Source organism: Paenibacillus sp. PastM-3, assembly GCF_029893965.1.
Classification (GTDB): domain Bacteria; phylum Bacillota; class Bacilli; order Paenibacillales; family Paenibacillaceae; genus Paenibacillus_AQ.
In genome coordinates this window covers 15,066-40,031 of record NZ_JARXXP010000018.1, presented here as the reverse complement: position 1 = coordinate 40,031, position 24,966 = coordinate 15,066, and the positions used below count along the sequence as shown (strand labels likewise).

The window sequence follows — 24,966 nt, the reverse complement described above, 5'->3', positions numbered from 1 at the left end:
TTATGTGTGAATGATTCGCTGTGTACAACCAGTTCAAGTAGTTCCCTTTTCGGACAACCGGACAGGGAGAATCGTCTCCAGCGGGACCGGCTCCCCGGCAATCTGCTGAAGCAGATATTGCACGGCCAGTTCACCCATCTGCTTGATCGGCTGTACGATGGTCGTCAGATCCTCGGCATCCAAGGTGGCAATGCCGTCGTATCCTACAATCTTAACCTGGTCAGGTACTGCTCTGCCCAGCCGTCTGCACTGCTTAAGCACCTGCATCGCCAGCATATCGCTGCTCGCAAATACCCCGTCCAGATCCGGACGCTCCTGAAACAGGCTGTTGACGAGCTGTTCATACTCCTTATATTTGAAGCCGTTCAGGTCGGTCTGCCGCACGGTATATTCCACATCTTGTCCGCTGACCTGCTCCAAGAAGGCGTCATACCTTTGCTTGGCCAGCAGATTGAGGCGCAGATTCCCGCTGAGGTAGGCAATGCTCCGGCATTTTTTGCGCAGCAGCAATCGGGTAGCCAGCACGCCACCCTGATAGTTATCGGAAGCAATGAACGGGATCGTCTTAGAGATCTGCCGGTCCAAAGAAACCAGCGGCAGGTTGATCGACTTATAATCGTTCACGCTCATCGTATGGCTGCCCATAATGATGCCGTCGACTCGGCTGGCCCGCAACAGATCAATGTATTCCTTCTCTTTTTTCTTATGGTGAAGGGAATTGCACAGCATGAGCTTATAGCCTTGCTCGTAGGCGTAAGCCTCAATATGCTTGGTAACCTCTCCGAAGAACGGATGAGAGATATCGGGAAGAATGAGGCCGATAATGTTGGACTTCTTGCGCAGCAGGGAGCGGGCTACCTCACTCGGATGGTAATTCAGCTCCTCCATGGCGTTGTTTACCTTTTGCTTCAGGTGCTCACTCAGGTACCCCCGGTTATTAAGCACACGGGAGACAGTAGTGACTGACACGCCTGCCTTCTCTGCGACATCTTTGATCGTTACAGTCATCCTTATCCTCCTGGCCCGGGTCAGCCTGCCGCCTCAGCTTCATGAGAAGGGACGGGGCTCTGTGTTAACCGGTTAATATAACAGCCCGAACTCTGGCAGGGAAGCTGCCAGCTGCCGGGTCAGGTTGTGCCGCGTTCAATCACCGTTACCGGAAAAGTATTCATTTTCGGCACAACCTGGCCTTCAATTTGCTGAACCGCAAGTTCAATAAGCGCTTCGCTCATTGCCTGAACCGGCTGCCCGACAGTGCTCAGACGTGGTGAGATCAGTGAAGCGAGCTGTATATCGTCATAGCCCACGATACGCATCGCTGAAGGAATGGGCTTATCCAGCAGGTTACAGGCATGAATGACCTCGGCAGCAATCACGTCACTGCTGGCGAACACCCCGTCAATTTCAGGATGCTCCTGAAGGTATGCGGCAATCGCCGTGTCGCCCCCGGTGTAGCTGCCGTCTGTCACTTCAAGCTGCAGGTTCAGCGGCTCCAGTTCCGCCCGCTTCAGTTCCTCTTCATAGCCCTGCCTTCTCAGGCTAGCCAGCATGAAGTGATGCTGGGGGCCGTCAATCCCCCGGTAGATATAGACAGGATGCAGACAGCCCTTGGCGATTAACAACCGGGCAGCAAGCCGCCCGCCCTCCAGGTTATCTGAGGTGACCACCGGAATATCCTCCGAGATGACCCGGTCGAAAGAGACAATCGGCAGATTCAGATGCAGATAATGCTTAACATCCAGCACAGCACTGCCCATGATGATGGCATCGGCCTGATTTTTGGCGAGCATCCCGATGTATTCCACTTCCTTCTGAACATCGCGATTGGAATTGCATAGCAAGAGCTTGTAGCCCTTCTGATCTGCATAGTATTCAAGATAGCTGGTTAACTCTGCAAAAAATGGATGGGAAATCGTCGGGATGATCAATCCGATCATATTGGACTTCTTGCGGAATAAGGCCCGGGCCATCTCATTCGGCTGATAATTCATTTCCTTCATGACCCGGTAGACCTTCTCTTTCGTCTTCTCACTGATATAACCTCTATTATTAAGCACCCGGGAGACGGTATTGACCGACAGCCCCGCCTGCTTCGCGACATCCTTCAGATTCGCCATAGGAACCACCTTGTTTTTTAGTTCCAATTATAGAGGAATTCTGTATGAATTTCAGCTGTATTGGCGACTTCCTCTTATTTCAGCGCACCCTCCGTGATTCCCTTGATGATCTGCTTTTGCAGGAAGAGGTAGATGATCAGCACCGGAATAATGGTCATGATCAGTCCGGCCATCAGCGGGGCATAGTCCACCGAATAGGAGGAGAAGAATGTGTACGTGGACAGCGGCAGTGTCTTCTGGTCCGGCGACAGCAGCACGAGGCTGGGCAGGAGATAGTCATTCCAGATCCAGAGTACATCCAGCACCAGCAGCGTCACGAATACCGGCTTCAGTAAGGGCAAGACAATGCTGAAGAACGTCCGCAGCGTAGTGCTTCCCTCAATAAAAGCTGATTCTTCCAGCTCATAAGGAATTCCTTTGATGAAGCCGTGGAAGGTGAAGACGCCAAACGGCACCCCGAAGCCGAGATACATGAACAGCAGCGTCAGCTTGGTATTCAGCAGCCCCATATTCCCGTAGAGCATCACCATTGGAATCATGAGTACCTGGAACGGAAGCGCCATCGAGGCCAGCATCAGGAAGAAGATCACGCCATTTACCTTCCATTTGAAGCGGACGAACAGGTATCCGGTCATCGCCGAGAAAATAATAATAATCGCAACAGATACTGCCGTGATGATCAGGGAATTCATGAACCCTTGCAGGAAATCCATATTCTTAAAGGCGCTCGCATAATTGTCGAAGCTAATCGATGTGGGCAAGGACAAAGGGCTCTCGAAGAATTGCTGGGTAGTCTTGAAGGAGTTCATAATAATCAGCAGGAATGGCGTCAAAAAAGCCAGCAGCAGCAGGTACAATAATCCTGTCTTGAATCCGGCGAAAATGCGCTGGTTCATCATTATGATTCCACCTCCAGCTTCTTGAGCAGATAGGATTGCGTCAGCGCAATCACAGCCACGACGGCGAACAAGACCACCGCTTCGGCCTGACCGACCCCGTATTGGTTGGACAGGAAGGCCTTCTGCACGATATGGTAGGTGGCCAGCTCGGTTGAATTGAACGGTCCGCCCTTCGTTAAGGCCAGGTTGATGTCATACGTCAGGAAGGAGCGGGACAGTGATATGAAAATGCAGATGACAATCGCCGGAACAGTAAGCGGCAGAATAATTTTGCGGATTACCGAAGCCCGGCCCGCTCCGTCGATGCTGGCTGCCTCCAGCACATCTCCCGGAACGCTGGTGAATCCGGCGATGTAGATGATCATCAGATACCCGACGAGCTGCCAGGCGGTCGCAATAATCAGCGCCCAGAAGGCGGTTCCCGTATCCGTCAGCCAGGAGGTCTGAAACAGCGCCCAGCCGTATTTATTGCCCAGGTAAGGCAGCACCTGTGAGAACAAGGTCTGCCACAGGTAGCCGAGTACGATCCCGCCGACCAGATTGGGGGTGAAGAAGCCGGTGCGCAACCATTGCTCCCCCCTCCCGCCTCGCGACAGGGCCAGCGCAATGAAGAAGGCGAAGAGATTGGCAATCACCACGGTGAAGAAGACATACTTAAGGGTGAACCACAATTGATTCAGGAAGACCTTATCCCGGAATACCTCGACATAGTTCGTGAACCCGATCAGGCTGCTGTCCCCTGTCCGCACATCCCAGTTCGTAAAGGTCAAATATAAGCCGACAATAAACGGTATGATCACAACGGCGGTAAAAGCCAAGATGGAGGGACCGCCGAAGACCAGAAAGGTCCCTGCGTTCCTCAGTGATAACTTTTTATTCATGGTGCTGCCCCCTTTCCTGCTTACAGGATGGGCCGGGGAATTCCCCCAGTCCATCCCGTTTCATCAAAAGATTATTAAGCTTAAGTCTCTATTTCCCTGCGTAGGATTTCCAGTAATCCTGAACTTCCAGGGCGAGGCCCTGACGGTCGATGTTTCCTACGAGATACTTCTGCATCGAAGCGCCGGTCTTGGCCCAGTAGTCCTGCGGCAGGTAATTGATGACACCGATGTTGATGATCTTTCCTTGCTTCACGTATTCACTGACGGCGTTGGACATGATGTTCGTGCTCTGCGCCTTCAGATCCTTATAGGGCATGGACAATCCCATGTCGGTAATAATGGCCTTCTGCCCCTCTTCACTGGTAACCATCCATTCGATGAAGGCCTTTGCGGCCTCCTGCTGTTCAGGTGTAGACTTCGAGTTGTCAATGGCGAACAGCTTCGGCTCGCTGTAAGCGATTTGTGTGTTGCCGAAGTCCTCCGGGTTGTTGCTGATTGGCAACGGCAGGATACCGAACTCCGCATCGCGGCCTTCAAGCGACCCGATCACCGCCCAGCTCCAGTCGCCCATGAAGTAGAAAGCGGCATTGCCCTTGGCGAAATCAGCGCTGTCCCGGTTATAATCGGAGACCAGCGGATCGCTCTTGCGGGCATTATATTGCTTCAGCAGGTCGAAGGTATCCATCAGGCCGGTAAACAGCGGATTCTCCGTCAGATTGACCTTCCCGTTCTTCAGCTCGTCCACGAACTTCCGGTTGTCCTCCACCTTCTGCGACTGCAGGGAATAGGTCAACCCCAGATAGTGGGCGCCGAGCGACCAGTCTGCCCCGTGAATCATGACCGGCGCCTTGCCGGCCGCTTCAATCTTCTTGAAGACCGCTTCCAGATCGTCGCGGGTCTTCACTGATGCAGGATCAAAGGTCCCGCCGATGCCCTCTTCTACGGCACGCTTGTTGTACAGGAGGCCGTACCCCTGGGCGGTCCAGGGAATCCCCAGGAATTGGCCGTCCAGCAGCGCGCCTTCTACAGCACCCGGGTTGGTGAGCGATTCATATTTAGCTTTCTCGGGCTCCAGATTCAGAAAATCATCTTTATACTGAAGAATTGTTCCAGCATCCAGATTGACCATCGTAGCCGGATTGCCGGAGGCCAGCAGGGATTGAAACTTCTCCAGCTGCGCCCCCCCGATCGGAGTAGGAATCAGTTCAATCGTTACGTTGGAATGAAGCTCGTGATACTTCTTGAACAACTCTTCGAACACGGTGTTCACTTCTGCGGAGGTGTTGAAGAACGTAAGCTTTACTTCCTTGGAGGCCTGCTCTGTTTGTGTTGCCCCATTCCCCTTGTCTTCCTGGACAGCATTGTTTGCTGAATTCCCTTTGGAGCACCCTGCGAGTAATCCGGTGACCACCGTCAGAGCGATAGCGAAGCCTGCAGCCTTTCTCAATTTCAAGTGAACTCCCCCTTGCTTTCGATTGGAATGAATACGCATTCATTCTGAATGCAACTTTATGATAACCGGTTAACATATTTATGTCAATCGGTTATCTTATTTAAATTTTAGCTACTGGAATCCGCCCCTCACACCCTCGCGCCTGCCCAGGAAGCGTGAGCCCCGCGAGTATCTTTTTGCGCTCCATCAGCGGTCGATTGCGCAAGTCCTCGCCTTTATAGCGGAGAATATCGAAGATGATGTATGTTACCGGCAGTCTCTCCATAAGTCTGCGAATTTTGTGCGCGCGTTCTGCATTTAAACGCGACGTGACAGCTTCTATTTCCACTGCGCCGGTGACTGGATCAACGCATGCGATTTCCCCGTCAAGCGTTATATCGTGCGGGAAGAGTGCGCATGTACTTCCATTTATTTCGGTGAACTGGCGTGTAAATACGTTGTTATAGCGGGTGTAAAGGTGGACGTGGCTGGCGTAAGGTTAGAAAACAAAAGGGTCCGCTCAATGAAGCACACCGCCTGGGGAGCATTCCCTCCGCATGAATATGGGACAATTTAACCTGATCGGTCGGATCAACCCTAAATGGAGGAATCCATAGAACAGACCTGTGAATGCCGGATGGATCCGCAAAGTTCTGTGTATCTTGATCCATCTTGTAGCGGTTCGCTTCAAGCCAGCGTTCGTGGGTCCCGATATCAAAAAACGCTGCGGTCGTTATGCTGTACGCAACATGCCCGCCCTCTGAAATCAAAATTGGGGGGCATCCGTCATCTCGTATTCAGATTGACAATTTGCCCATCTTCGATGACGGCAACGCCAAATTGACCAGGTTCCTTAACCTGCTGAAGCAGTATCGACGCCGCAGCCTTATCTGCGTCCAGTGGATCGGATTAATGGCTTTATCTGATGGATCGCGGGTATCTCGGTTAGGGTAAGTACGATAGCCAGGTCCATCCGGTGCAGATCATCACGAACAATCAGGCTGCAAGCAGAAAAAAGCCCCAATATCCATATGTACATGGATATTGAGGGCATACCAAGGGGCTTCTTCGCTAATTACAATAACAGCTCCCGGCTTAATGGGGTTCCACTTTTTATATTTATTTACTTTTCTTTCCTAAAAGTACATCATCATATTTCGGATCCAATGCCATCCCTGTTGAAATAATCATCGGCGATGTGACCTTTCTTAATAAAGGGATATCATTATTTTCGAAGGAGGCAATCTTGTAGCAAGCAACATCAAGGGTTTCTATAAATTCAATGTTTTTCTACGGTATAATAAACATCTTTAATATGGTCATAATTTGCTGCAATTTGCCGTAAAGTATCATTAGCTTTTAAATCAGCGGCAATTACGGTATCAAAATGCTGACTAATTGAAATCAATTCACTTTTATTTTCGTAAAATATAAAATGAACTGCTTGATGTGGATATATTTTTGTAAGATATTCTTTTAAATGAAAAGGTACAGCCAATTTTAGTAGTATATTATCTCTATATATTCTTTTTGTTTCTTTTATCAGCGTTTCAAGGTCGCTGTTATTTTCCAGGTCAGAGCAGAAAAGCAAAATAGCCCTATTGTAATCATACATCCAACTGCTATTAGTTAGCGCCAGATCAATTTCTTCCCTTATTCTTGCAAGTTCAATGTTATTTTTTATTTCAGTGTAATGATGTTTAACCATTGTTGGTGTATGTTTTTCCCGTAGAAGTCTCCCTGCATCTTTCCTTTTCTCGTTTTTTTCTTCAGTATTATAACTTTTGGATTTGTAATGATAAATATAGCAATCATCGGCAACCTTTAGTTTAAACCCTGCATTGACTGCCCGAATACAATAATCATCCTCTCCCCCGTAGCAAGGAAAGTTTATTTCATCCTGATCACCTATTTTTTCAATGACGGAACGGTTAATCATATAACAAAACCCATTCACTTGATTAACAACCGGAAATATTCTTTTTGATTGTTGTTCTATAAAATATGCCATTTGTTCAATGGTTAGCTCTTTATCGCCTAATTTCTCTAATTCGTTTACCGTGCCTCCATTTCCATTAACATCCTTAGGTACTGACTGATAGCTGGCCGAATTTGATAAAGGTCCAACAATCCCTGTACTGCTTTCAGATTCCATACAATCCCTCAGTTTTTCTAACCAATGAATAGATACAATTGTGTCACTATTTAATAACACACAATATTTTGATGTAGACAATTTCAGTCCTTGATTTGATGCAATTGTGTAATCAGTCTTTGAGTTATTCGTTTTTAATTTACAATCATATTTCCTTGCGAAAGAAGCTAAATAGTCTTTTGTTTCTTTTTCACTCCCACTATCCACAATGATTAAATTGAATGGAATGGTTTTTTTTGCTATCAAGGATTCTAAGCACAATTTGACATACTCCAACGCGTTATATACACAGACTATTACATCTATAGTATGTGATCTGTTTGAATTAGCACTTTCCAATAATCTCACCTCTACCTCTATTTTCTTCTCCCTTTCAAAGGCTAAAAATTCATTCTATATAAGCGATTTCGCATTTTAATAATATCTGGGCGTCTTTTTGAAAGACTCGATGAATCAACAATAAAAGTTGAATTAGCAGTTGGAATTAGTTCGTGCTTAAACCCCTGTGAATACGTGCGTTTAAATATTTCTTGTGTTGCCCCACCATATTCATCGACACGCTCACAGAACATGCCAGCTCTTATTAGATCATTTCGGTAAACACAGGAGAAGTTCTCAACAAATCCTTTTATTATTCCTTTTGTACCAAATAACCATTTTTTAGGCATTAGATTTTTGACAAATTCACTAATAGCATTGGAATGCATACTTATACGCTGATCGCAAAATACTAAAATATCACCACTTGCCTCTATGATCCCTACATTACGAGCTCTAGCTAGCCCATAATCATTTTCCTTTCGGGATGTGTTTCGATATACAACTGGAAAAGAGACTGAACGTGCAAATTCCTCTATTACTGACTGATTCTCACTATTCGGATTGTCATCACAGATAATTAACTCTTTATTAACATAATCTTGGGCAGCAATAGATTGCAAACAATTAAGTATTGTATGATTATATTCATAAATTGTTACAATTACAGAGACTGGGGTTCCAGGAAAAAGGGAACGGTAAAGCTTTTGATAATTGTATGCCCTGCGTTCGTCTGCTTGTTTTGAGCCAATTTGCCAAGCTCTCTCGCGCATAATTAAGAGCTCTTGCTCGTTGCTCAGAAGATTCTCAATAGCATTTGTCAATGAAGCGACATCATTTAATGGAGACTCTAATAATCGCATACAATTCTTTTTGTTAAGTTCTGGCACATGTCCGACTAAACGGGAAAGAATGGGCACCCCAGAGATCATGGCCTCCAATATTGAAACAGGTCCAATCTCACTTTCATCCGAGTTACAAACGAATAAGGTAGATTGATAATACAATTGTTGAAGTTCTTCCTTACTTATCTCTTGTCGGTAAGTAACACTTCCGGTTTCTAACACTTTAGTTAAATAGCTTTCATCCGATTTTCGACCAACCAATACAAGGTTTAGCCCAAGGTTACGGCATGCAACTGCTACTTCAAAAACTCCCTTTTCTTGCTTTATTTCATCGGTAACCATAATCAAATTTTTATTCTTCGTCCACTTGTCATTAAAAGTCCAGAAATTAGTATCCACTGTTAAAGAAATAAACACGCTGCCATGTATTCTTCTTTGCATCGTTTTATTTGAATAGACTACTTTATCAAACAGGCTATATTGACTGTTATTTAGATAATCAGGAGTATGGTTGGTTAATATTTTTTTCTTTTCTGAAAGCCAGGAATACCTGTTTATAAGCAAAAGCGCAATATGAGGATGTTGAAAATCAATAATGTCTGCATCCTTACCATATTTTTCGAATCGCATAAGTTGAGAAGTACTTGGGGTTGTAGGATGTACATCGAAAACTTGATAATCATAGCGATCCATATAGGGCAATAAACCATTAGCTAAATAATCTATATCTGAACCGATCTGGTCAATTACGCTAACTATTTTTAACAAAATTATATCCCATCCTTTCCTCCCCTATAAAATAATAAATGCTCTTGTTTACTCACTCGTTCTTAGATTTTCCACTCACATCCTCAATTAACTTATGTCTCAAATTTAATCATTGTCACTTCATTTGAAAAAAAAGGCTACTGATTGTATCCCCCCGGCCACATTAGCGGGTATATCTTAAAAATTTTGCTGGGTTACCAACAACCACATTGTTTTTTGGAACATCACGCAAAACGGCACTATTCATCCCAACAAGTGAAAAATCACCGATGGATACATTTTGTTTTATTGAGCTATTTGTTCCTATATAGCATGATTTACCAATTACAACAACACCGGAAATACAAACTCCACCAGCAATACAGGAGTAATCTCGGATAATAGTTTCGAATTTTTCGATACCGACAAATCCGACACATTCATATTTTAATTGAATAGCATTAATGTCATTTATTGTATCCAAAATATCAATACAGTTCCCACCGGTACCTAAGATAACAATGGGTCTGATTGTCATTATTACACCCTCCTTGAAAGTCGATTAGTTATATTAATGTATGAGACATTAAAAATGTGTTTAATTGGAAATTCCATTCATGTCTATGGAATGTAAAACATCCAATGCATACTATAAATTTGAAACTTGTAGATGGATTTTTAATGAGTTGATTGTATTGACTAATTTGAAAGGAGGAACTTATGAAAAAAAATCAAGATATTATATATTAGCCGTGATTTTTCCAAAAGGACGGAAAAACATCCATATTATCTCTCTCGTGCATTGTCTAAGGTAAGCGATTTAGTGCTACGGAGTGAGCCAGGGGATATTCAAAATATCTTGAATCATATCAGGTCTCCCCTTTACCTTCTTTGCCACAGCAGAGGTTATTGCTCGTGTCGGGGCAATGCCTGTTTTCGTCGATATTGATCCCATAACGTATAATATGAATCCCGCTTTGATTGAACAAGCGATAACAAAAAAACGAAAGCAATTATGGTTGTACACCTTTTAGTCGGTTAGATGAAATCCAAGCAGCCATATTTAGAAGTGAAATTGCGAACCGCTACTCAGAAAAGTTGATAGGTTTGGTTAAAACCCCTATTACGGTTAAGAATCGGGAACACGTCTTTCACCAATACAGCATTGAAACAGACAATCGCGACGAATTAGCCTCATACCTAAACCATAAAAAAATTGCTACAGGCATCTATTATCCCCTACCCCTTCATCTTCAACCTGTCTTCCAGGGACTCCATTATCAAAAAGGAGATCTTCCAATAGCAGAAAAGGTTTCGGAAAAAATCCTGGCCCTGCCGCTTTATCCAACGTTAAAAGAATACGAACAAGATTATGTAATATCCTCAATTAAAGAATTTAAGAGTGATAGTAATGGAATTAATTAATATTGGGGTAGCCGGAGTCCGAATTATGGGCATGAATCATTTCCGAACCCTGGATAAGATGAAAATAGCTAATGAGTACGATGTTTTTCCTTTTGCGTCATTTAGTGAATTATTAAAAAAGTGGATGCAGTAATCATTTCTGTTCCAACCAGTTTACATTTCACTTTCATCCAACAGGCATTGCAGGAAGGAAAACATGTTTTGATTGAAAAACCATTCGTCAGTTCGATGAAAGAGGTAGAACCAATCAAACCATTAATCAAGGCTAAGAATGTCATTGTTCAGGTAGGACATGTGGAAAGATTCAATCCGGTAATTCAACAGCTAAACAAAATTATTAATCGCCCCAAAATGATTTCCATTGAAACGAGGCGATTAGGGGCCCTCAACCGAGTGATTGACATAGAGGTTATTTTTGACCTTATGATCCATGACATTGATATTGTCTTAAGTTTGGTCGGAAGTCCGATTCAAAGCCTTTCTGCGGTAGGTTATAGCCTGACGGAATCTGGGCAGATGGATGTGGCTAATGCTGTGCTTACTTTCAAAAATGGGGTCATAGCAAATCTGGTAGCCAACCGCTTATCCCAGGAAAAAGTAAGGACGTTGACAATCACCGAAAGAGATCGGTTGATCAAATCTGACTATATGACCAAAGAGTTATTTATCTATCAAAAAGTGGATTCTGTTATAGAAAAAAATCTATCCTACCGACAAGAAAGTATAGTTGTGGCTGCCGATTCCTTCTATTTGAAAACACCGGTCAAGGCTAAGAGAACGCTTCGTGGCGGTCCTGGACAACTACTCCAGCTATTTTCGGACAACCCGCCCCATCCTCTTTTGGACATTATGTGGTACGTAAGTTATCTTAAGCGATCATTCGCTAATAGACTTGAGGAGGGCATACTATGAAGGTAGTTGTTTATACTTCATTATTTGGTGATCATGATTCCGTTAAAGAACCCTTATGTATAGATAAAAGTGTGGATTATATTCTGTTTACGGATGACCCAAGCATAAAGTCTGATAAATGGACGATTAAAGTATTGGACAAACAATTTGAAAGCCCAAGAAAAATGGCTCGTTTAATCAAATTGTTATCTCATAAATTTCTACCAGAACATGACCTAAGCATTTATTTGGATGCAAATTTCAAATTAAAAGCAAAAGATATTCATGAGATGATAGTGAAATGTCTAGAGGGCCAAGATATTGCCTTATACAAGCATCCAAGACGAAACTGCACCTATCAAGAATTAGAACACTGTTTAAAAGTCAACAAAGTAAGCACCGAAATTGCGGACCGTGTAAGAATAAAGTATCTAAATGAAGGATTTCCTCGCGATTATGGGTTATTTGAGAGTGGATTTATTATTAGAAAAAACACGGAAAAAATAAACCAATTGAATGAACTTTGGTGGAACGAAATCGCTACTGGAAGCGAACGAGATCAGTGTTCTCTAGTGTTCTGTCTGTGGAAATTGGGAATCACTGCAAATGAAATCAAAATTGGCCAACAAATTCGTATAAATCCCTATATCATTGGGTATAAACATAAAAATAATTCATAAAAACCTTTTGTTTAGGCATTTTAATCAAGCATAACAAAATTTAACGCATATTATTATATAAGACTATTTTGGGAGGGGAGTAAAAGTGGAAAATAATCCGATTAAGATAACATTTATCCCAAAAAGAAGACCTTTTATAAAAAATGCCACATCAAGACTTCGGGCTTTATATCTAATAGATCATCTTCAAAAGTTATTTCCCAACAAGTATATAGCTAATCTTGATGATCCGGAGAATGCTGACATTATTGTTGTGAATCAAACCGCTTCACAAGAAAATTTAATAAAAATTCTGGATCAAAAAAAGAAACGAAAGGTTTTTCTCATCTATGATGTGGTAGGACGGCAGTACGATGATGCCAGAGAATCATTTAACCAAGTTGCGCAGCAAGCTGATTTAATTACTGTTGCAAATGAAACTCAAAAAGCGCGGATAGAGGAATTGAAGCTAGGTAAACCTTGTTGCATTTTGAATGATGGTATCGATTATGTTGAACAATTGAACCCTTCCCTTTCACCGTTTAACGGAAAAGTAGTTTGGTTTGGTAATCACCAACTAGGTAATTTAGAATCAGCCATGTGGGCAATTGATTATATATCCGCGCAACCTAAATATTCAGTAGGTGTTATAGGCAATAAAGAAATTAAATTAGACAATGTTGAGTTAATAGAATGGAAATATGAAGGATTTATTAATAATCTAAAACGCTATAGTCTATGCTTTTTGTCTCACGATAGTTTGGAAAAACAAAAGAGCAATAACAGATTGCTAGTGACGATTGCAAATGGTATTCCCACAATTGTATCAAATTCTGCTGCTTATTCTGAGTTACTTCGTAAGTTCAAGTTAGATTATGCCATTGTCAATAATGAAAATGAATTACAAAAGGCTCTTTCCATCCTTAGTGATGAGGAACAAAGACAAAAGTATTTGAGTGAGATACAGCCTTATATTTTAGAGAACTACAATTATAATGCTGTAGCTAAAAAGTTTGATCAGATATTAAATCTCTACTACTTAAAAGGTATATAAGAGGTGTAATTAATGTCCAGAATTGCCGTAGTAGGTACAGGTTATGTTGGTTTAGTGTCGGGTGCAATCCTGTCAGACTTTGGCCATAAAGTTACATGTGTTGATATTGATCAAAACAAAATTGCTCGTTTAAAACAAGGGATTATTCCCATATATGAGCCAGAATTAAAAACAATGGTCGAAAAAAATTATTATTATAAACGACTATATTTTACAACTAATATCCAGGATGCTGTAGAAAAAAATGACATTATCATCATTGCGGTTGGAACACCGCCAGCAGATGACGGAAGCGCTGATCTTCAATATGTTCTTACTGTTGCCGAGAGTATAGCTACTTACATGAATGGATATAAGGTGATTGTCAATAAGTCGACTGTACCCGTAGGAACAGGACAAAAAGTCAAGTCACTGGTGCAAGATGCTCTAAACGAAAGAGGGGTAAACTATACTTTCGACGTAGTTTCAAACCCTGAATTTTTAAGAGAGGGATCTGCAGTTAGAGACTTTACTCATCCTGATAGAGTAGTTATCGGTGCTGAGAATGAAAAAGCTATCAATCTAATGAAAGACGTATATCGAGTCCTATATATCAATGAAACTCCTTTTGTCATAACCAACATTGAAACGGCAGAAATCATTAAGTACGCTTCAAATGCCTTTCTTGCCATGAAAATTACCTTTATTAATGAAGTAGCTAATCTTTGTGAAAAGGTGGGGGCTGACGTTCAAAAAGTAGCTAAAGCAATGGGAAAGGATGGACGCATCTCTCCCAAATTTTTACATGCAGGTCCTGGTTATGGAGGAAGCTGTTTTCCAAAGGATACCAGATCTCTCGTTAAAATTGCCCAAGATAGCGGTGAACCTCTCTCTTTAATAGAAGCTACTATAAAAGCTAATGAAAGACAAAAACTTAAAATGGTAGATAAGATCGTGGATGCTCTGGGTGAAGTTGAGGGAAAAACTATAGCGGTTCTAGGGATTACTTTTAAACCTAATACAGATGATATGAGGGAAGCACCTTCATTAGTCATCTTACCTGAATTAGTGAAGTATGGTATAAAGCTAAAGGTATATGATCCAAAAGGACGTGAAGAAGGTACATGGCGTCTTCATGGTATACAAGATAACCTGATTTGGTGTGAAGAAACTTACGAGGCTATTGCAAATACAGATGCTACTTTGATTCTCACTGAATGGAATGAATTCAGAAACCTGGATTTTGATAAATATGATGAACTGAATAGTGGAAAGTATTTCTTTGATTTTAGAAATATTTACGATAAACAAGAATTAACCGGAAAAGGATTTAAATACTATGGTGTAGGTGTGTAAAATGAATTTAAAACCTGTAGATCGCACAAAAACATATCTTGTTACAGGTGCAGCCGGCTTTATTGGTATGCACCTTTCCAAAAAGTTATTGAGCATGGGTTGCAAAGTAATAGGATACGACAACATGAACGATTATTATGACGTGAACCTTAAACTTAGCCGTTTGAACATATTGAAGAAATTTGATCATTTCACTTTCCATAAAGCAGATTTAATTGACAGGGACTATCTTGAAACCTTGTTTTCAAAAAACAATATTGATATAGTAATCAACCTGGCGGCACAAGCAGGTGTAAGATATAGCATTGAGAACCCACATGTTTATATACAATCCAATATTGTGGGATTCTTCAATATTCTCGAGATGTGCAGACACCACAAAGTAAGCCACCTGCTCTATGCTTCCTCAAGTTCTGTGTATGGTTCTAATCAAAAGATACCATTTTCAACAGAAGACAGGGTTGATCAACCCGTTAGTTTATATGCAGCTACAAAAAAGTCTAATGAACTAATGGCACATACTTATAGTCACCTTTATAAAATACCTGCAACCGGATTGCGTTTCTTCACAGTTTATGGTCCGTATGGAAGACCTGATATGGCATATTACTCTTTTACAAAGGCTATTATTGAAGATAAAATGATAAAAGTATTTAATAATGGAGATATGTACCGGGATTTTACTTATATTGATGATATTATTGAAGGTGTCACTAGACTTATAGAAAACTCTCCAGCAATATTTAATCAAACCTTACCCTACAAGGTTTATAATATTGGGAATAATAAACCTGAAAGATTATTAGATTTAATTCAAGCGATTGAACATTCAACTGGTAAAAAAGCGAAAAAAAATTATTTTCCAATGCAAGCTGGGGATGTGTACCAAACCTATGCTGACATAAAAAATTTAGTTGAAGATGTAGGCTTTAAACCAAATACATCAATTGACGACGGTATCAACAAATTTATAACCTGGTATAATCAATATTACAATCAAGTGGACATGAATTAGGGAATTGACTTATGTGTCAATTCCTTTTTCTTTATTATTTAACATATTATCGAAAAACTGATACAGCGAAAGCCTTGCTTTTTCTATCGAATAATTTTTAGCAGTTGATAAATCAATAAAAATATTGGAGGCTTGTAAAAGCTCTGCAACTTGTTCCCTATAGAATATCCCATGATATAAACCTCAATTCCATGATTTTCTTTTATTATATTACGGATCCAATTCGTTTTGGCAAAAGCATGGGGTGACATTCGATGATGTTTTTTAACATTTTCACCGTTTTAAATACGGTAGCTACTACGATGTCAAAGTGTTGAGAAAGGCGAATTAATTCATCTTGATTTTTATAATAAACACAAAATTCATCAACATTTAAGTATTTTTCGGAAAATGGAATCTTATGGTTAAGATTGTTGGCTATTTTTGCATTTACATTCAATGTACGAAGTCCCATTGTTTCCTGTACAACTGAGTGTGATCCCCCATCTCCTCCTTTTGTTGGCAAAATAAATAAAATCGAGATATTACTTCTTTTTACCTTTTCACCGTTTTCTATCTCATTTTCAACTTTTTCCCTCAAACAATCATCGGCTACTTTTAGTTTGAAGCCAGCATTTTTTGCTCGGATACAATAATCATTTTCTTCGCCATATCCTTCTGAAAAAGTCTCCTGATCAAAATAACCAATTTTATCTATAACCTCTCTTTTAACCATTAAACAAAATCCATTTAAAAGTGGAACTTCTGGATAAACATTTATCTGACTGGTTTTCCACTAAATTCGACATTTGTTCCAAGTTCATTTTTTCTGGGAGTGAATTTATTGTGCCCAATCATTTTGTTCAAACAATTTTGGTGCGGATTTCCAAGAAGCTGCATTGGAAAGAGGACCTGCTATACCTACAGCCCTCTCAGATTCCATACATGCAATTAGCTTTTCTAACCAGCGAAGTGTAACGATTGTATCACTATTAAGTAACACACAATATTTAGAAGAGGATGCCAGTAACCCTATATTAGCAGCAATTGTATATCCTTGGGCATAATCATTTCTAATAAGCTTACAATTATAGACTTCAGCATATGCCCTTAAAAATCTGCTTGTTTCCTTGTTACTGCCATCATCAACTATTGGATTGTCAACAGTAAATCAGACAACTTTTTTAAAGGCTTCTTGACGATACTGAACCGGTGTCTGGATCCAATGTGCCATGAATACGATGCTTGTTGAACCAATTGACGTAATCGTATAGTTCGATTTCCAAGTGCCGAAGACTATGGAACTCCATTTGGTTAACGAACTCGGTTTTCAAGACTTTGTATGTCGCTTCGGCCACGGCATTGTCATAGGGACAAGCCTTCTTGCTGAGGGAGCGTCCGATTTCAAAGGTGAGTAAAAGCTCGTCCATCGTTTCTTTTTAAACTCGCTGCCACGGTCCGTGTGGAACCACTCGATTTGGCGTAGATCGCCTTTTACCGAAGCAAAGGCGCGGGAAACCAAAGCAGCATCCTTGTTTGGCCCTGCGCTGTGTCCCACAATTTCTCGATCGAATAGGTCAATGAGCACGCAAATATAGTGCCATTTGTTCTGAACCTTTACATAGGTCAGATCACTCACGACAAAGCGCCTAGCCTTCGTCTGCTCGAATTCACGGTTCAGCACGTTCGTCGTAGCCGCATCGTTACAAGCCGTCTTATGGGGCTTAAACTGCGCGATAGTGTAGGTGGAAACCAACCCCTGCTCTTTCATGATTCGTCCAATACGGCGTCTAGATACTACCAATCCCTATTCTTTCAGTTTTACTTTAATTTTGCGTGTGCCGTAGGCTTTACGGTTCTTGTGGAAGATTTCCACAATCGCTGCGCTCAGCCCAATCTTCCTTCTTTTCGTCCTTGGGTTCATAGTAGAACGTGCTTTTTGCGATTTGCAGGACTTCGCACATTGCTGGATACCGAGTATTTATCGCGGTTATTCCGGATGATAGCTACTTTCGTCCCATGATCAGCGCGGCTTGCTTTAGGATGTGAACCTCCATTAGCTCGTGATTTTCCATTCTCATAGAGTTGTACTATCTGATTCTTGAATTCTGCTGTAAACGTACGTCGTTGTTGTTTTGGCATTGTAGAGTTCCGCTCTTTAACTTGATAGGTTTATTCTACAAGCCCTTATTTTTTATGTCCAACTAAGTGTAGACGATCCACCTTAAATATGGATTGAATTGTTATTTTATCGCTACCACCAAACCTCATTTTAATATCACCCTTTTTCTTTGAACATTAGCATTGCATCGAGCTGTCAATGCAAGTAACAGTCACTTTCGCTTAGAGAGCCCCCTCCCCGGCTGGCTCTCACTTATTATCCCAATGACTCTGTTCCACCGAAATATTCATTCTTCGTGACTTTAATACTTCGTATTGACATTAGATCAAAGATTTTTTTTGATTTGTCTCATGATCGTGAATTCTCCATTTGAAGTATTTATTATCTCTAATGTAATCATCGAGAATAGAAAAAGGGGTATTATACTTCCAAGCGATATAATTAAAGCTCATCTGATCTCTTTTACTGAAGTTTTCAACTTCATTCCACCAAGCGTCCATTGTTCCTATAATTTTTGGATCATTGTGCCTCCTTAGAATTACTCCAGTAGAAATAAGGCCATTATTTTCTGGATATCTCTCTTTTTCATATTTTTCAGCTTGGGCAAGAATGACATTTTTGTCGTCTTTGTTTCTCCGTATGCAAACTTCTGCTTCTTTATATATACAGTTTCTTCCATCAGAGTGCCTAAAAAAGACAAGTGAAGATTCCTTCAAATAACTTTGCAGCAACTCGTGTAGATCTCCAACGATAGTAATATTTGCATCTACCCATACACTGTAGTTATAGTCTTGAAAAAACAAGTGAGGTTGTATTTTTACATATCTTGCCTTTCTTGTCGAATCAAGATTCTGACGCGGAAAGGGTATTATTTTCCAAAAATTTGATTTAAGTTCCGGATTATCTGTGAAGCATACATAATCAAATTTATCGGATTTATACTGGGGTTCATAAAGATTGTCATAATTAGCTGTGATAGCAGTATAAACGACAACTTTATTTTTATTACTTTGACCGACTGAAGTACCTACTTCAGATTGATATATTATTTTGTTTTGCTCCATTAGTAAATACCTCCAGTATGTTTGTTAATCTAAACGTGTACCACTTACACAGCGTCTGCTAACGCAAAAGTTCTGAGCCAGGTACCTGTTATGCTGAATGAAGCTCAGCAACCTGGAGGAGAATCTCCGATCCTTACAATGTTAGATTTATCTATATTTTTAAAGGCATTTCTTGTATCCATAATTAAGTTGGAATTTTCCGAAATCTCGTGGTAGTTATAAACATTATGGTTTGTTAATAAGATAATACAATCAAAATTACGAAGATTTTGATGATCCAATTCAATGGAATGTACAATATTCCCTTCATTATCTGTAAACTGGGTTGCATAAGGATCATTGTATTTAACTAAAGCGCCCATTTCTTTTAATGTATGATAGATCGAAAGACTAGGAGATTCCCGTAAATCATCAATATTCGGCTTATACGCCATGCCTAGTAATAATATTTTAGAGTTTCTGACAGATTTATTAACCTTATTAAGCGCTATTTCAACCTTATTTAACACATACTCCGGCATATAATGATTTATTTCATGTGCTAATTCAATGAAACGGCTATAAAAGTTTAATTCTCTTGCTTTCCATGATAAGTACATAGGGTCAAGAGGAATGCAGTGTCCTCCAACACCAGGGCCAGGAGAAAATGACATAAAACCAAAGGGTTTTGTACTCGCCGCTTTAATTACTTCCCATATATTTATTTCTAATTTTTCGCATAACATCGCCATTTCATTAATGAATGCAATATTCACACTGCGAAATGTATTTTCTAAAAGCTTACTCATTTCGGCTATCTTAGGGGAAGAAACAGGTACAAGTGATTGAATGGCATCCTTATATAACAAGGTTGCTATTTCAGTACAGAATTTTGTTTTTCCTCCAATTACTTTTGGTATGTTTTTTGTGATATATTTTCCATTACCAGGATCAACTCTTTCTGGGGAAAAACAAAGAAAATAATCCTCGCCAGCTTTATATCCTTTTTGGGTCAATTCATATTCGATCAACTCCTCTGTTGTACCCGGATAAGTAGTACTTTCTAAAATAATGAGTAATTCTTTATGCATATATTGTTTTACTTCTTCAACTACTGATTTTATATACGACACATCCGGGATGTCATCCTTTGTTAAAGGAGTAGGAACACAAATGTTAATAGAATCTAATGATGAAATTACTGAAAAATCATTTGTAGGAATAAATTTTTTACTGTTTATCACTTCGTGTAAATCTTCTTTATTTACTCCTGACATATAGAAATCCATGTTCATTAATCTACTGATTTTTTCTACATTAATATCAATTCCATAAACTTGGTAACCTTTTTTTGATAATTCAATTGCTAAAGGCATCCCTACATAGCCAAGTCCAATTACGCCAACTTTAGCCTTTAGAGAAATTAATTTTTCTTTTAAATTAGAATATGGTGAGTTCTTCTCCAATTCTAAAACCTTCCTTCTTTCTACATTTTGATTGAATGGACTTCGTGATATAACAGGCTTATTGTAACTAGTCATGATTATGGATACCCTTGTTAATCAATATCTCTCCCCCCTAGTGCTGTATACTTTCATACTATGTATTGATAATCAAAACGGAATAGGATATAAGACTAATTTAGCGTGTGAATTAGTCTCATGCATTTCGCATGTTGTTTTTAATGTGGCAAATATCATCGGATCCCCGAAAATTAAACCTGGTTAAATATCGCAAGAAGGAAAGCTGGCGTTTTACTCCCTGGTAGATGAACATGTGCGGCAGCTGATTCAGCTTGCTTCTACACATAGTCAGGAGTTGATGTCAGTTGGAAAATAATACACAAAACGAAGATGAAGAAGGGCTGATGGAAGTCAATTGTTACTGCTAGTACAGAATCTATGAAAAATCGAGGAGAAGTTCAATGCCAGCTATTACACTGTCGAACAGCTCGAAAAGCTATTTGAGGTTTGTTTGGGTACACCGATAGAATCGGCAGTCTATCCCGCGGCTCACTATAGACTTCGGCGTTCCGGGGTACTTGGATTAAAGTGGGATTGCATCAATTTCGAAGAAAAACATCTCAAAAAACAAAGAAAAAATACAAACAGCAATACGGCAAAGATTACGTCGATTGCGGTCTTGTATGCTGCTGGCCTGATGGCAGTCCCATGAAGACAGAATACCTAAACCACAAATTCAAGGACATACTCGCAAAGAATTCCCACACATCAGATTCCATTCAACAGCCAGCTTTTTGATTAAGTATGGAGTACGCCTGAAAGAAATCCAGGTGTAAGGAAGAATCTCAATGAAGTACAAAGCCTGGAGAGCTTTAGATAATGAGGCGATCAGTTCTGCGCTGCTGGACATTGCCATACTCCACGTAAATCTTGCTTTGGAGCATAGCAACAAGAATACTTTACCTTGTCGTAAAGAAGTCATCAGAGCAGAAATCCTGCGGCTGAGAATGGAGAGTGACCGAATTCTCGAACGCAGAGTTTGAACAATAACAACTCGTCGTGGAGTCTGACAAACACCACTTCGAGCGTACCGGAAACCTCGAATCCACACCAAAAAAGAGGCGCCGTTAGCAAAATGTTAGCAAACCCGCTTAAAAACAAACAAGGGTTCCAGCTCTAATGAGCTGAAACCCTTGTTCTTCTAGTGCCGAGGACGGGGGTCGAACCCGTACGAAGGTCACCCTTCGCAGGATTTTAAGTCCTGTGCGTCTGCCTGTTCCGCCACCCCGGCATAAAATGTACGCTCTAACACGACAATAAATATCATATCATGTATACGGTGATCACGCAATCCATATTACCAATATTTTTTATTTTACATTAGATTAGGGCTACTTTAGCATACCTGCACAGGTCTTGTCCTATAAAGTACCCTTAATTATCACACAATGAAGTTGTTACTTCAGTACACCGAGAGAGTAAAGTTACCTATAATTCCCCGCCAACAGCATCAAACGAGCTATTTCAAAGGCATTTTTGCCTTTGATTCCCGCCTTCAGCCGCCCATTACCCTAATTCAAAGGCATTTTAGCCCTTGATTCACGCCCATAGCGGCCACAGCCACCTTCAATGCCCGCACAAGCCAAAATCAGGGGCAGCCCTGCCCCTGATTCCTGCTCATTACCGCCCAGCAAAGGGCTAAATATCCTGCGGCAACATCCGGTAACATCCGCCAACAGCCCGGCTGTCATTACAGCAGCAGGTTACCTGCTAATGACGTTCCCGCTCGCCGCTACGGTTACGCATGCCGGCCAGACCCAGCAGACCGATCAGACCGAGCCAGCCCCAGTTGGAGCCTCTGTCGTTGTCTGTATTGGTAGTTGTGCTAGTGGCGCGATATCTGTGCGTCTGATTTGTGGTGGACAGCGGGGAGACGGTGCGGTTGTCACGATCACGGACCGCGTTGTTCACCATGTTCTCACCTTTACGAACTGTACCGGTAGTTCTGTTCATCAGCTTGTCGCCGCTCTGCTCGACTCTGTTCATCAGTGTATTGTCGTTGCGGTTCATCGTATTCCCGGTCTGATTCATCATCCGGTGGTCCGTTCCGTTCAGTATATGAGTACCCGTTCCATTCGTTTCACGGATGCGCTCGGTTCTCATACCGTTTGCTCCGGTATCCGGAATGGATGTACCCATTCCCCCACCGGTGCCAGCAGCATTAACTGCATAACCCGATCCCAGCAGACTCATGGATAACAGTGTAGTGCAGGCAAGGCTTGTGACCAGCTTGTTCAAGAGAAATGCCCCCTTTGAGGAAATTGTATTTCGCTGATAATTTCCCCATGTGGCTCATCATCTATACAGGTGGTCCTTATTCCCTGACGAGGTTCACAGTCCTGCTGGCGGCATCGTAAGTGACCTGTGCGCCCAGTGCTTCAGCAACCGCCCGCACCGGTGCATAGGTTATGCCGTTTTCCAGAAGACCGCTGGTAATTTTAACTCCATTCAGTGTGACTGTAATGGCCTGATCCGTTCCGCCGGTTGTCCCGTTAATCAGGGCCAGTGCATCCTTAACCTGCTGCACCGTCGGCTGCCTGCCCGCCCGCAGCTGCTCCGTGGTCAGCCCGAAGGTCATCTCGAGATGGGAATAATCCTTGAAGGAGGTCCAGTCCCCGCCCCAGGCAAAACCCAGCTTCTTGGCTTCCAACGCCACCTGCTGCCAGTCAGCCATCTTGTCATTGTTGCCGTCACGGGATGTGTCCCAGGAGACAGTCTTGCCGTCCGGCAGGAGCAGGGCAAAATCAATAGCCAGACCATAGTTGTGATAACTGGAGCCGCCCCTGGCATTCGTTACAATGTTTCCCGGCTTGGTGCGGCCTTGCGCATACAGTGCATTTTGTTCGGCTATAGTCCGCATGCCCTGGGTGATGACGATCGGGATGCCTTTGGCGTAGCTGCGCTGGATCAGAGCGCTGGCACCTGCCAGCAGAACCGGATGAAGCTTGCCCAGCCAGCCTGCCGATTTACTTTTCACCTGATCTAAAGTCAGCATTTTCCTCACCCCCTGGTATAGTAGATGCCCTCTCTGCCTGCTTTGCTTGTACGGTTTGCCTAAAGTGTGTGCACCCATTCCGTAAGAAACCGCTCAGTAAATGACAAAAAGACCCCGGCCAGCAGGGTCTTTTTCCGATCAGAAGCTTTGGATGTTTTCCCGCCTAAAAGGCCACACTATCCGAAATGAACTCCATTCCCGAAAGGCGGATTAGCCCATGGACATTCACAGTGACAGCTATAAGATTGCCGCGCTTAGCGACCGGAAGGACGCCGTTGAGGTGATCCGGCAGGCCGAGGAAGCCATTGCCCGGATAACAGGCAACAAAGAGGTCACACTAATCGCCTATGAGAAAACAGACGGCCCAGCCATATATTAGGTATTAGGCGATGTAAGCCTCCGCGATGTCATCTATACGAACCCATTTCCATTCCTCTGCCCACTGCAGCTTAATCTCACGCGAGTGGGTATGAATGGAGGTGACAAAACCGCTCAGCTGCCTGCCCTCACCCTCACCATGCAATACCAGTGTTATACGGATATGACTCCGGAGCGATTGTGCAAGCGTACTCTCAATCCCTTCCAGTCTCCGCTGATTTGCAGCGGGTTCATCTAGATGCAGTGCATCCTCTTCGTTCCTGTGAACAAGACCTCCCTGCAGGCCTTCCTCCAGCTGTTTGCCCATCGCCGTTCCTCCTTATGTTGTTGGTAATCACTCACGCTCCATTAATACGAACATATGTTTGTATTATTATATCTGCATATCCGGTTTTTAATCAAGCATCAAAAAATGACAACAGACGAATTTCCATTCACTGGTACATGCTGCAGGTTGCAAGCAAAAGGCGCGCACAGCCAAGCTGTACAGCGCCTCTAATAAAGTTCATAATCCGCATAAAAAATTGCTTTATTCTGTGCTTGTATTCGTTAGTGCTCCGGTATCCACGGCATCTGCTTCTGTACCCACCACGGTTCCGGGAACAGTCCCCAGTTCTGTCTCAGCTGCGCTGTCCTCATCCAGCAATCCTACGGCGACTCTGGCTTGATTCACTTTGGAGATCCCGTACAGCATTGCTACATCCGCCTGCTGGTTCATGGCGTTGAACTCGTCTGCTGTTACCTCCGGGGAAGCCGCACTTTGCGAAGCCTGCTCTTTGATGGAATAGGCGCTCTGGAACGCAAAGGCTGCATCTCTCAGCAGAGTCTCAATATTTTCCGGCAGACTCTTGGAAATTTCCACATCTTTGACCTGGTCAGCAATATCTGAGGCTGTATCCTGAAAAGAATCAAGCGCCTCTTCAAGCTCCTTGTCCGTGGCCGCTCCTGTCGAGTAAGAGGTTAATGTCGTATTGAAATTTTCCAGCGACGATTTACCCATTTCGTCGAACTTCGTCATTTCATTGTAGAAGTTCTGTACAGTCTCCTGAACCTCCTCCTCTGAAGCTGGCGCAGAGCTGTTATTGCTGCAGGCATTAAGGATCATTACCATTAAAAGTACGGTTATCAGTAAGGCTTTTTTCATCGTCTCAAA

General features: G+C 42.2%; 25 protein-coding genes, 1 tRNA gene and 3 pseudogenes. 9 read left to right on the top strand and 20 right to left on the bottom strand.

Going from position 1 to position 24,966, the window contains the following annotated elements; all coding sequences use genetic code 11:
• Window positions 1-33: 33 nt before the first annotated feature.
• The 10 genes and pseudogenes from M2108_RS21975 to M2108_RS21930 all read right to left on the bottom strand — a co-directional run bounded on the left by M2108_RS21975 (window position 34) and on the right by M2108_RS21930 (window position 9,932).
• A complete protein-coding gene (locus M2108_RS21975; RefSeq protein ID WP_277471489.1) occupies window positions 34-1,008 on the bottom strand; it encodes a LacI family DNA-binding transcriptional regulator in 975 nt (324 codons plus the stop codon).
• 119 nt (window positions 1,009-1,127) lie between these two features.
• Entirely contained in the window at window positions 1,128-2,117 is a 990-nt protein-coding gene (locus tag M2108_RS21970; protein WP_277471488.1) for a LacI family DNA-binding transcriptional regulator, read from the bottom strand.
• A 74-nt stretch (window positions 2,118-2,191) separates the two neighbouring features.
• Window positions 2,192-3,016: a carbohydrate ABC transporter permease gene (locus M2108_RS21965; protein ID WP_277471487.1), complete on the bottom strand. Its 825-nt coding sequence runs from the start codon at window positions 3,014-3,016 to the stop codon at window positions 2,192-2,194.
• Window positions 3,016-3,897, bottom strand: coding sequence for a carbohydrate ABC transporter permease (locus M2108_RS21960; protein ID WP_277471486.1), 882 nt, complete (start codon window positions 3,895-3,897; stop codon window positions 3,016-3,018). The genes M2108_RS21965 and M2108_RS21960 overlap by 1 nt, the downstream gene beginning before the upstream one ends.
• An 88-nt stretch (window positions 3,898-3,985) precedes the next feature.
• A complete protein-coding gene (locus tag M2108_RS21955; protein WP_277471485.1) occupies window positions 3,986-5,350 on the bottom strand; it encodes an ABC transporter substrate-binding protein in 1,365 nt (454 codons plus the stop codon).
• Between the two features lie 100 nt (window positions 5,351-5,450).
• Window positions 5,451-5,807, bottom strand: a pseudogene (locus M2108_RS21950) (ATP-dependent DNA ligase); the annotation flags it as partial.
• Window positions 5,808-6,469: 662 nt separating this feature from the next.
• Window positions 6,470-6,613: pseudogene (locus M2108_RS21945) on the bottom strand (N-acetylneuraminate synthase family protein); the annotation flags it as partial.
• A complete protein-coding gene (locus M2108_RS21940) occupies window positions 6,609-7,832 on the bottom strand; it encodes a glycosyltransferase family 2 protein (protein WP_277471484.1) in 1,224 nt (407 codons plus the stop codon). The gene M2108_RS21940 and the pseudogene M2108_RS21945, both read right to left, overlap by 5 nt.
• A gap of 32 nt (window positions 7,833-7,864) precedes the next feature.
• A complete protein-coding gene (locus tag M2108_RS21935; protein ID WP_277471483.1) occupies window positions 7,865-9,415 on the bottom strand; it encodes a glycosyltransferase in 1,551 nt (516 codons plus the stop codon).
• A gap of 163 nt (window positions 9,416-9,578) precedes the next feature.
• Complete coding sequence (locus M2108_RS21930; protein ID WP_277471482.1) at window positions 9,579-9,932, bottom strand: LbetaH domain-containing protein; 354 nt, start codon at window positions 9,930-9,932, stop codon at window positions 9,579-9,581.
• Between the two features lie 388 nt (window positions 9,933-10,320).
• Here M2108_RS21930 and M2108_RS31660 point away from each other — a divergent pair, with 388 nt between their 5' ends.
• The 7 genes from M2108_RS31660 (at window position 10,321) to M2108_RS21905 (ending at window position 15,773) form a co-directional block, all read left to right on the top strand.
• Window positions 10,321-10,428 carry a DegT/DnrJ/EryC1/StrS family aminotransferase gene (locus M2108_RS31660; RefSeq protein ID WP_481856937.1) on the top strand — a complete coding sequence of 36 codons (108 nt, stop codon included), beginning with the start codon at window positions 10,321-10,323 and terminating at the stop codon, window positions 10,426-10,428.
• Between the two features lie 13 nt (window positions 10,429-10,441).
• On the top strand, window positions 10,442-10,819 hold the full coding sequence (locus tag M2108_RS31655) for a DegT/DnrJ/EryC1/StrS family aminotransferase (RefSeq protein WP_346780780.1): 378 nt from the start codon (window positions 10,442-10,444) through the stop codon (window positions 10,817-10,819).
• A gap of 120 nt (window positions 10,820-10,939) precedes the next feature.
• Window positions 10,940-11,731, top strand: a complete 792-nt coding sequence (locus tag M2108_RS21925; RefSeq protein ID WP_277471481.1) for a Gfo/Idh/MocA family protein — start codon at window positions 10,940-10,942, stop codon at window positions 11,729-11,731.
• Window positions 11,728-12,390 (top strand): glycosyltransferase domain-containing protein, encoded by a 663-nt coding sequence (locus M2108_RS21920; RefSeq protein WP_277471480.1) that lies wholly within the window; start codon window positions 11,728-11,730, stop codon window positions 12,388-12,390. Before M2108_RS21925 ends, M2108_RS21920 begins: the two co-directional genes overlap by 4 nt.
• 85 nt (window positions 12,391-12,475) lie before the next feature.
• Window positions 12,476-13,423 carry a glycosyltransferase gene (locus M2108_RS21915; protein WP_277471479.1) on the top strand — a complete coding sequence of 316 codons (948 nt, stop codon included), beginning with the start codon at window positions 12,476-12,478 and terminating at the stop codon, window positions 13,421-13,423.
• A gap of 12 nt (window positions 13,424-13,435) precedes the next feature.
• Window positions 13,436-14,758, top strand: coding sequence for a UDP-glucose dehydrogenase family protein (locus M2108_RS21910; RefSeq protein WP_277471478.1), 1,323 nt, complete (start codon window positions 13,436-13,438; stop codon window positions 14,756-14,758).
• Between the two features lies 1 nt (window position 14,759).
• Window positions 14,760-15,773 (top strand): NAD-dependent epimerase, encoded by a 1,014-nt coding sequence (locus M2108_RS21905; RefSeq protein ID WP_277471476.1) that lies wholly within the window; start codon window positions 14,760-14,762, stop codon window positions 15,771-15,773.
• A 205-nt stretch (window positions 15,774-15,978) separates the two neighbouring features.
• Here M2108_RS21905 and M2108_RS21900 read toward each other — a convergent pair whose 3' ends face one another.
• The 5 genes and pseudogenes from M2108_RS21900 to M2108_RS21885 all read right to left on the bottom strand — a co-directional run bounded on the left by M2108_RS21900 (window position 15,979) and on the right by M2108_RS21885 (window position 20,458).
• Entirely contained in the window at window positions 15,979-16,488 is a 510-nt protein-coding gene (locus M2108_RS21900) for a glycosyltransferase family 2 protein (protein WP_277471475.1), read from the bottom strand.
• 105 nt (window positions 16,489-16,593) lie between these two features.
• On the bottom strand, window positions 16,594-16,905 hold the full coding sequence (locus tag M2108_RS31650; protein WP_481856938.1) for a glycosyltransferase: 312 nt from the start codon (window positions 16,903-16,905) through the stop codon (window positions 16,594-16,596).
• 18 nt (window positions 16,906-16,923) lie between these two features.
• Window positions 16,924-17,894: pseudogene (locus tag M2108_RS21895) on the bottom strand (IS3 family transposase).
• A 300-nt stretch (window positions 17,895-18,194) separates the two neighbouring features.
• A complete protein-coding gene (locus tag M2108_RS21890) occupies window positions 18,195-18,938 on the bottom strand; it encodes a glycosyltransferase domain-containing protein (protein ID WP_277471474.1) in 744 nt (247 codons plus the stop codon).
• A 104-nt stretch (window positions 18,939-19,042) separates the two neighbouring features.
• Entirely contained in the window at window positions 19,043-20,458 is a 1,416-nt protein-coding gene (locus tag M2108_RS21885) for a nucleotide sugar dehydrogenase (RefSeq protein WP_277471473.1), read from the bottom strand.
• Window positions 20,459-21,228: 770 nt separating this feature from the next.
• On the opposite strand from M2108_RS21885, the gene M2108_RS21880 reads away from it, so the two are divergent.
• The gene (locus M2108_RS21880) at window positions 21,229-21,423 is read left to right on the top strand and encodes a hypothetical protein (protein ID WP_277471472.1); all 195 of its coding nucleotides are present in this window, start codon (window positions 21,229-21,231) and stop codon (window positions 21,421-21,423) included.
• Window positions 21,424-21,585: 162 nt separating this feature from the next.
• On the opposite strand, the gene M2108_RS21875 is transcribed toward M2108_RS21880, so the two are convergent.
• From M2108_RS21875 to M2108_RS21865, 3 genes are all read right to left on the bottom strand, one after another.
• Window positions 21,586-21,671, bottom strand: a tRNA-Leu gene (locus tag M2108_RS21875).
• A gap of 479 nt (window positions 21,672-22,150) precedes the next feature.
• The gene (locus M2108_RS21870) at window positions 22,151-22,678 is read right to left on the bottom strand and encodes a WGxxGxxG family protein (protein ID WP_277471471.1); all 528 of its coding nucleotides are present in this window, start codon (window positions 22,676-22,678) and stop codon (window positions 22,151-22,153) included.
• A gap of 76 nt (window positions 22,679-22,754) precedes the next feature.
• Window positions 22,755-23,435 (bottom strand): M15 family metallopeptidase, encoded by a 681-nt coding sequence (locus tag M2108_RS21865; protein WP_277471470.1) that lies wholly within the window; start codon window positions 23,433-23,435, stop codon window positions 22,755-22,757.
• Between the two features lie 217 nt (window positions 23,436-23,652).
• Between M2108_RS21865 and M2108_RS21860 the strand changes: the two genes are divergently transcribed.
• Entirely contained in the window at window positions 23,653-23,814 is a 162-nt protein-coding gene (locus M2108_RS21860; RefSeq protein ID WP_277471469.1) for a hypothetical protein, read from the top strand.
• A 3-nt stretch (window positions 23,815-23,817) separates the two neighbouring features.
• On the opposite strand, the gene M2108_RS21855 is transcribed toward M2108_RS21860, so the two are convergent.
• Together M2108_RS21855 and M2108_RS21850 are read right to left on the bottom strand one after the other, a co-directional pair.
• Complete coding sequence (locus tag M2108_RS21855) at window positions 23,818-24,120, bottom strand: YolD-like family protein (protein WP_277471468.1); 303 nt, start codon at window positions 24,118-24,120, stop codon at window positions 23,818-23,820.
• A 222-nt stretch (window positions 24,121-24,342) separates the two neighbouring features.
• A complete protein-coding gene (locus M2108_RS21850) occupies window positions 24,343-24,957 on the bottom strand; it encodes a hypothetical protein (RefSeq protein ID WP_277471467.1) in 615 nt (204 codons plus the stop codon).
• Window positions 24,958-24,966: the final 9 nt, after the last annotated feature.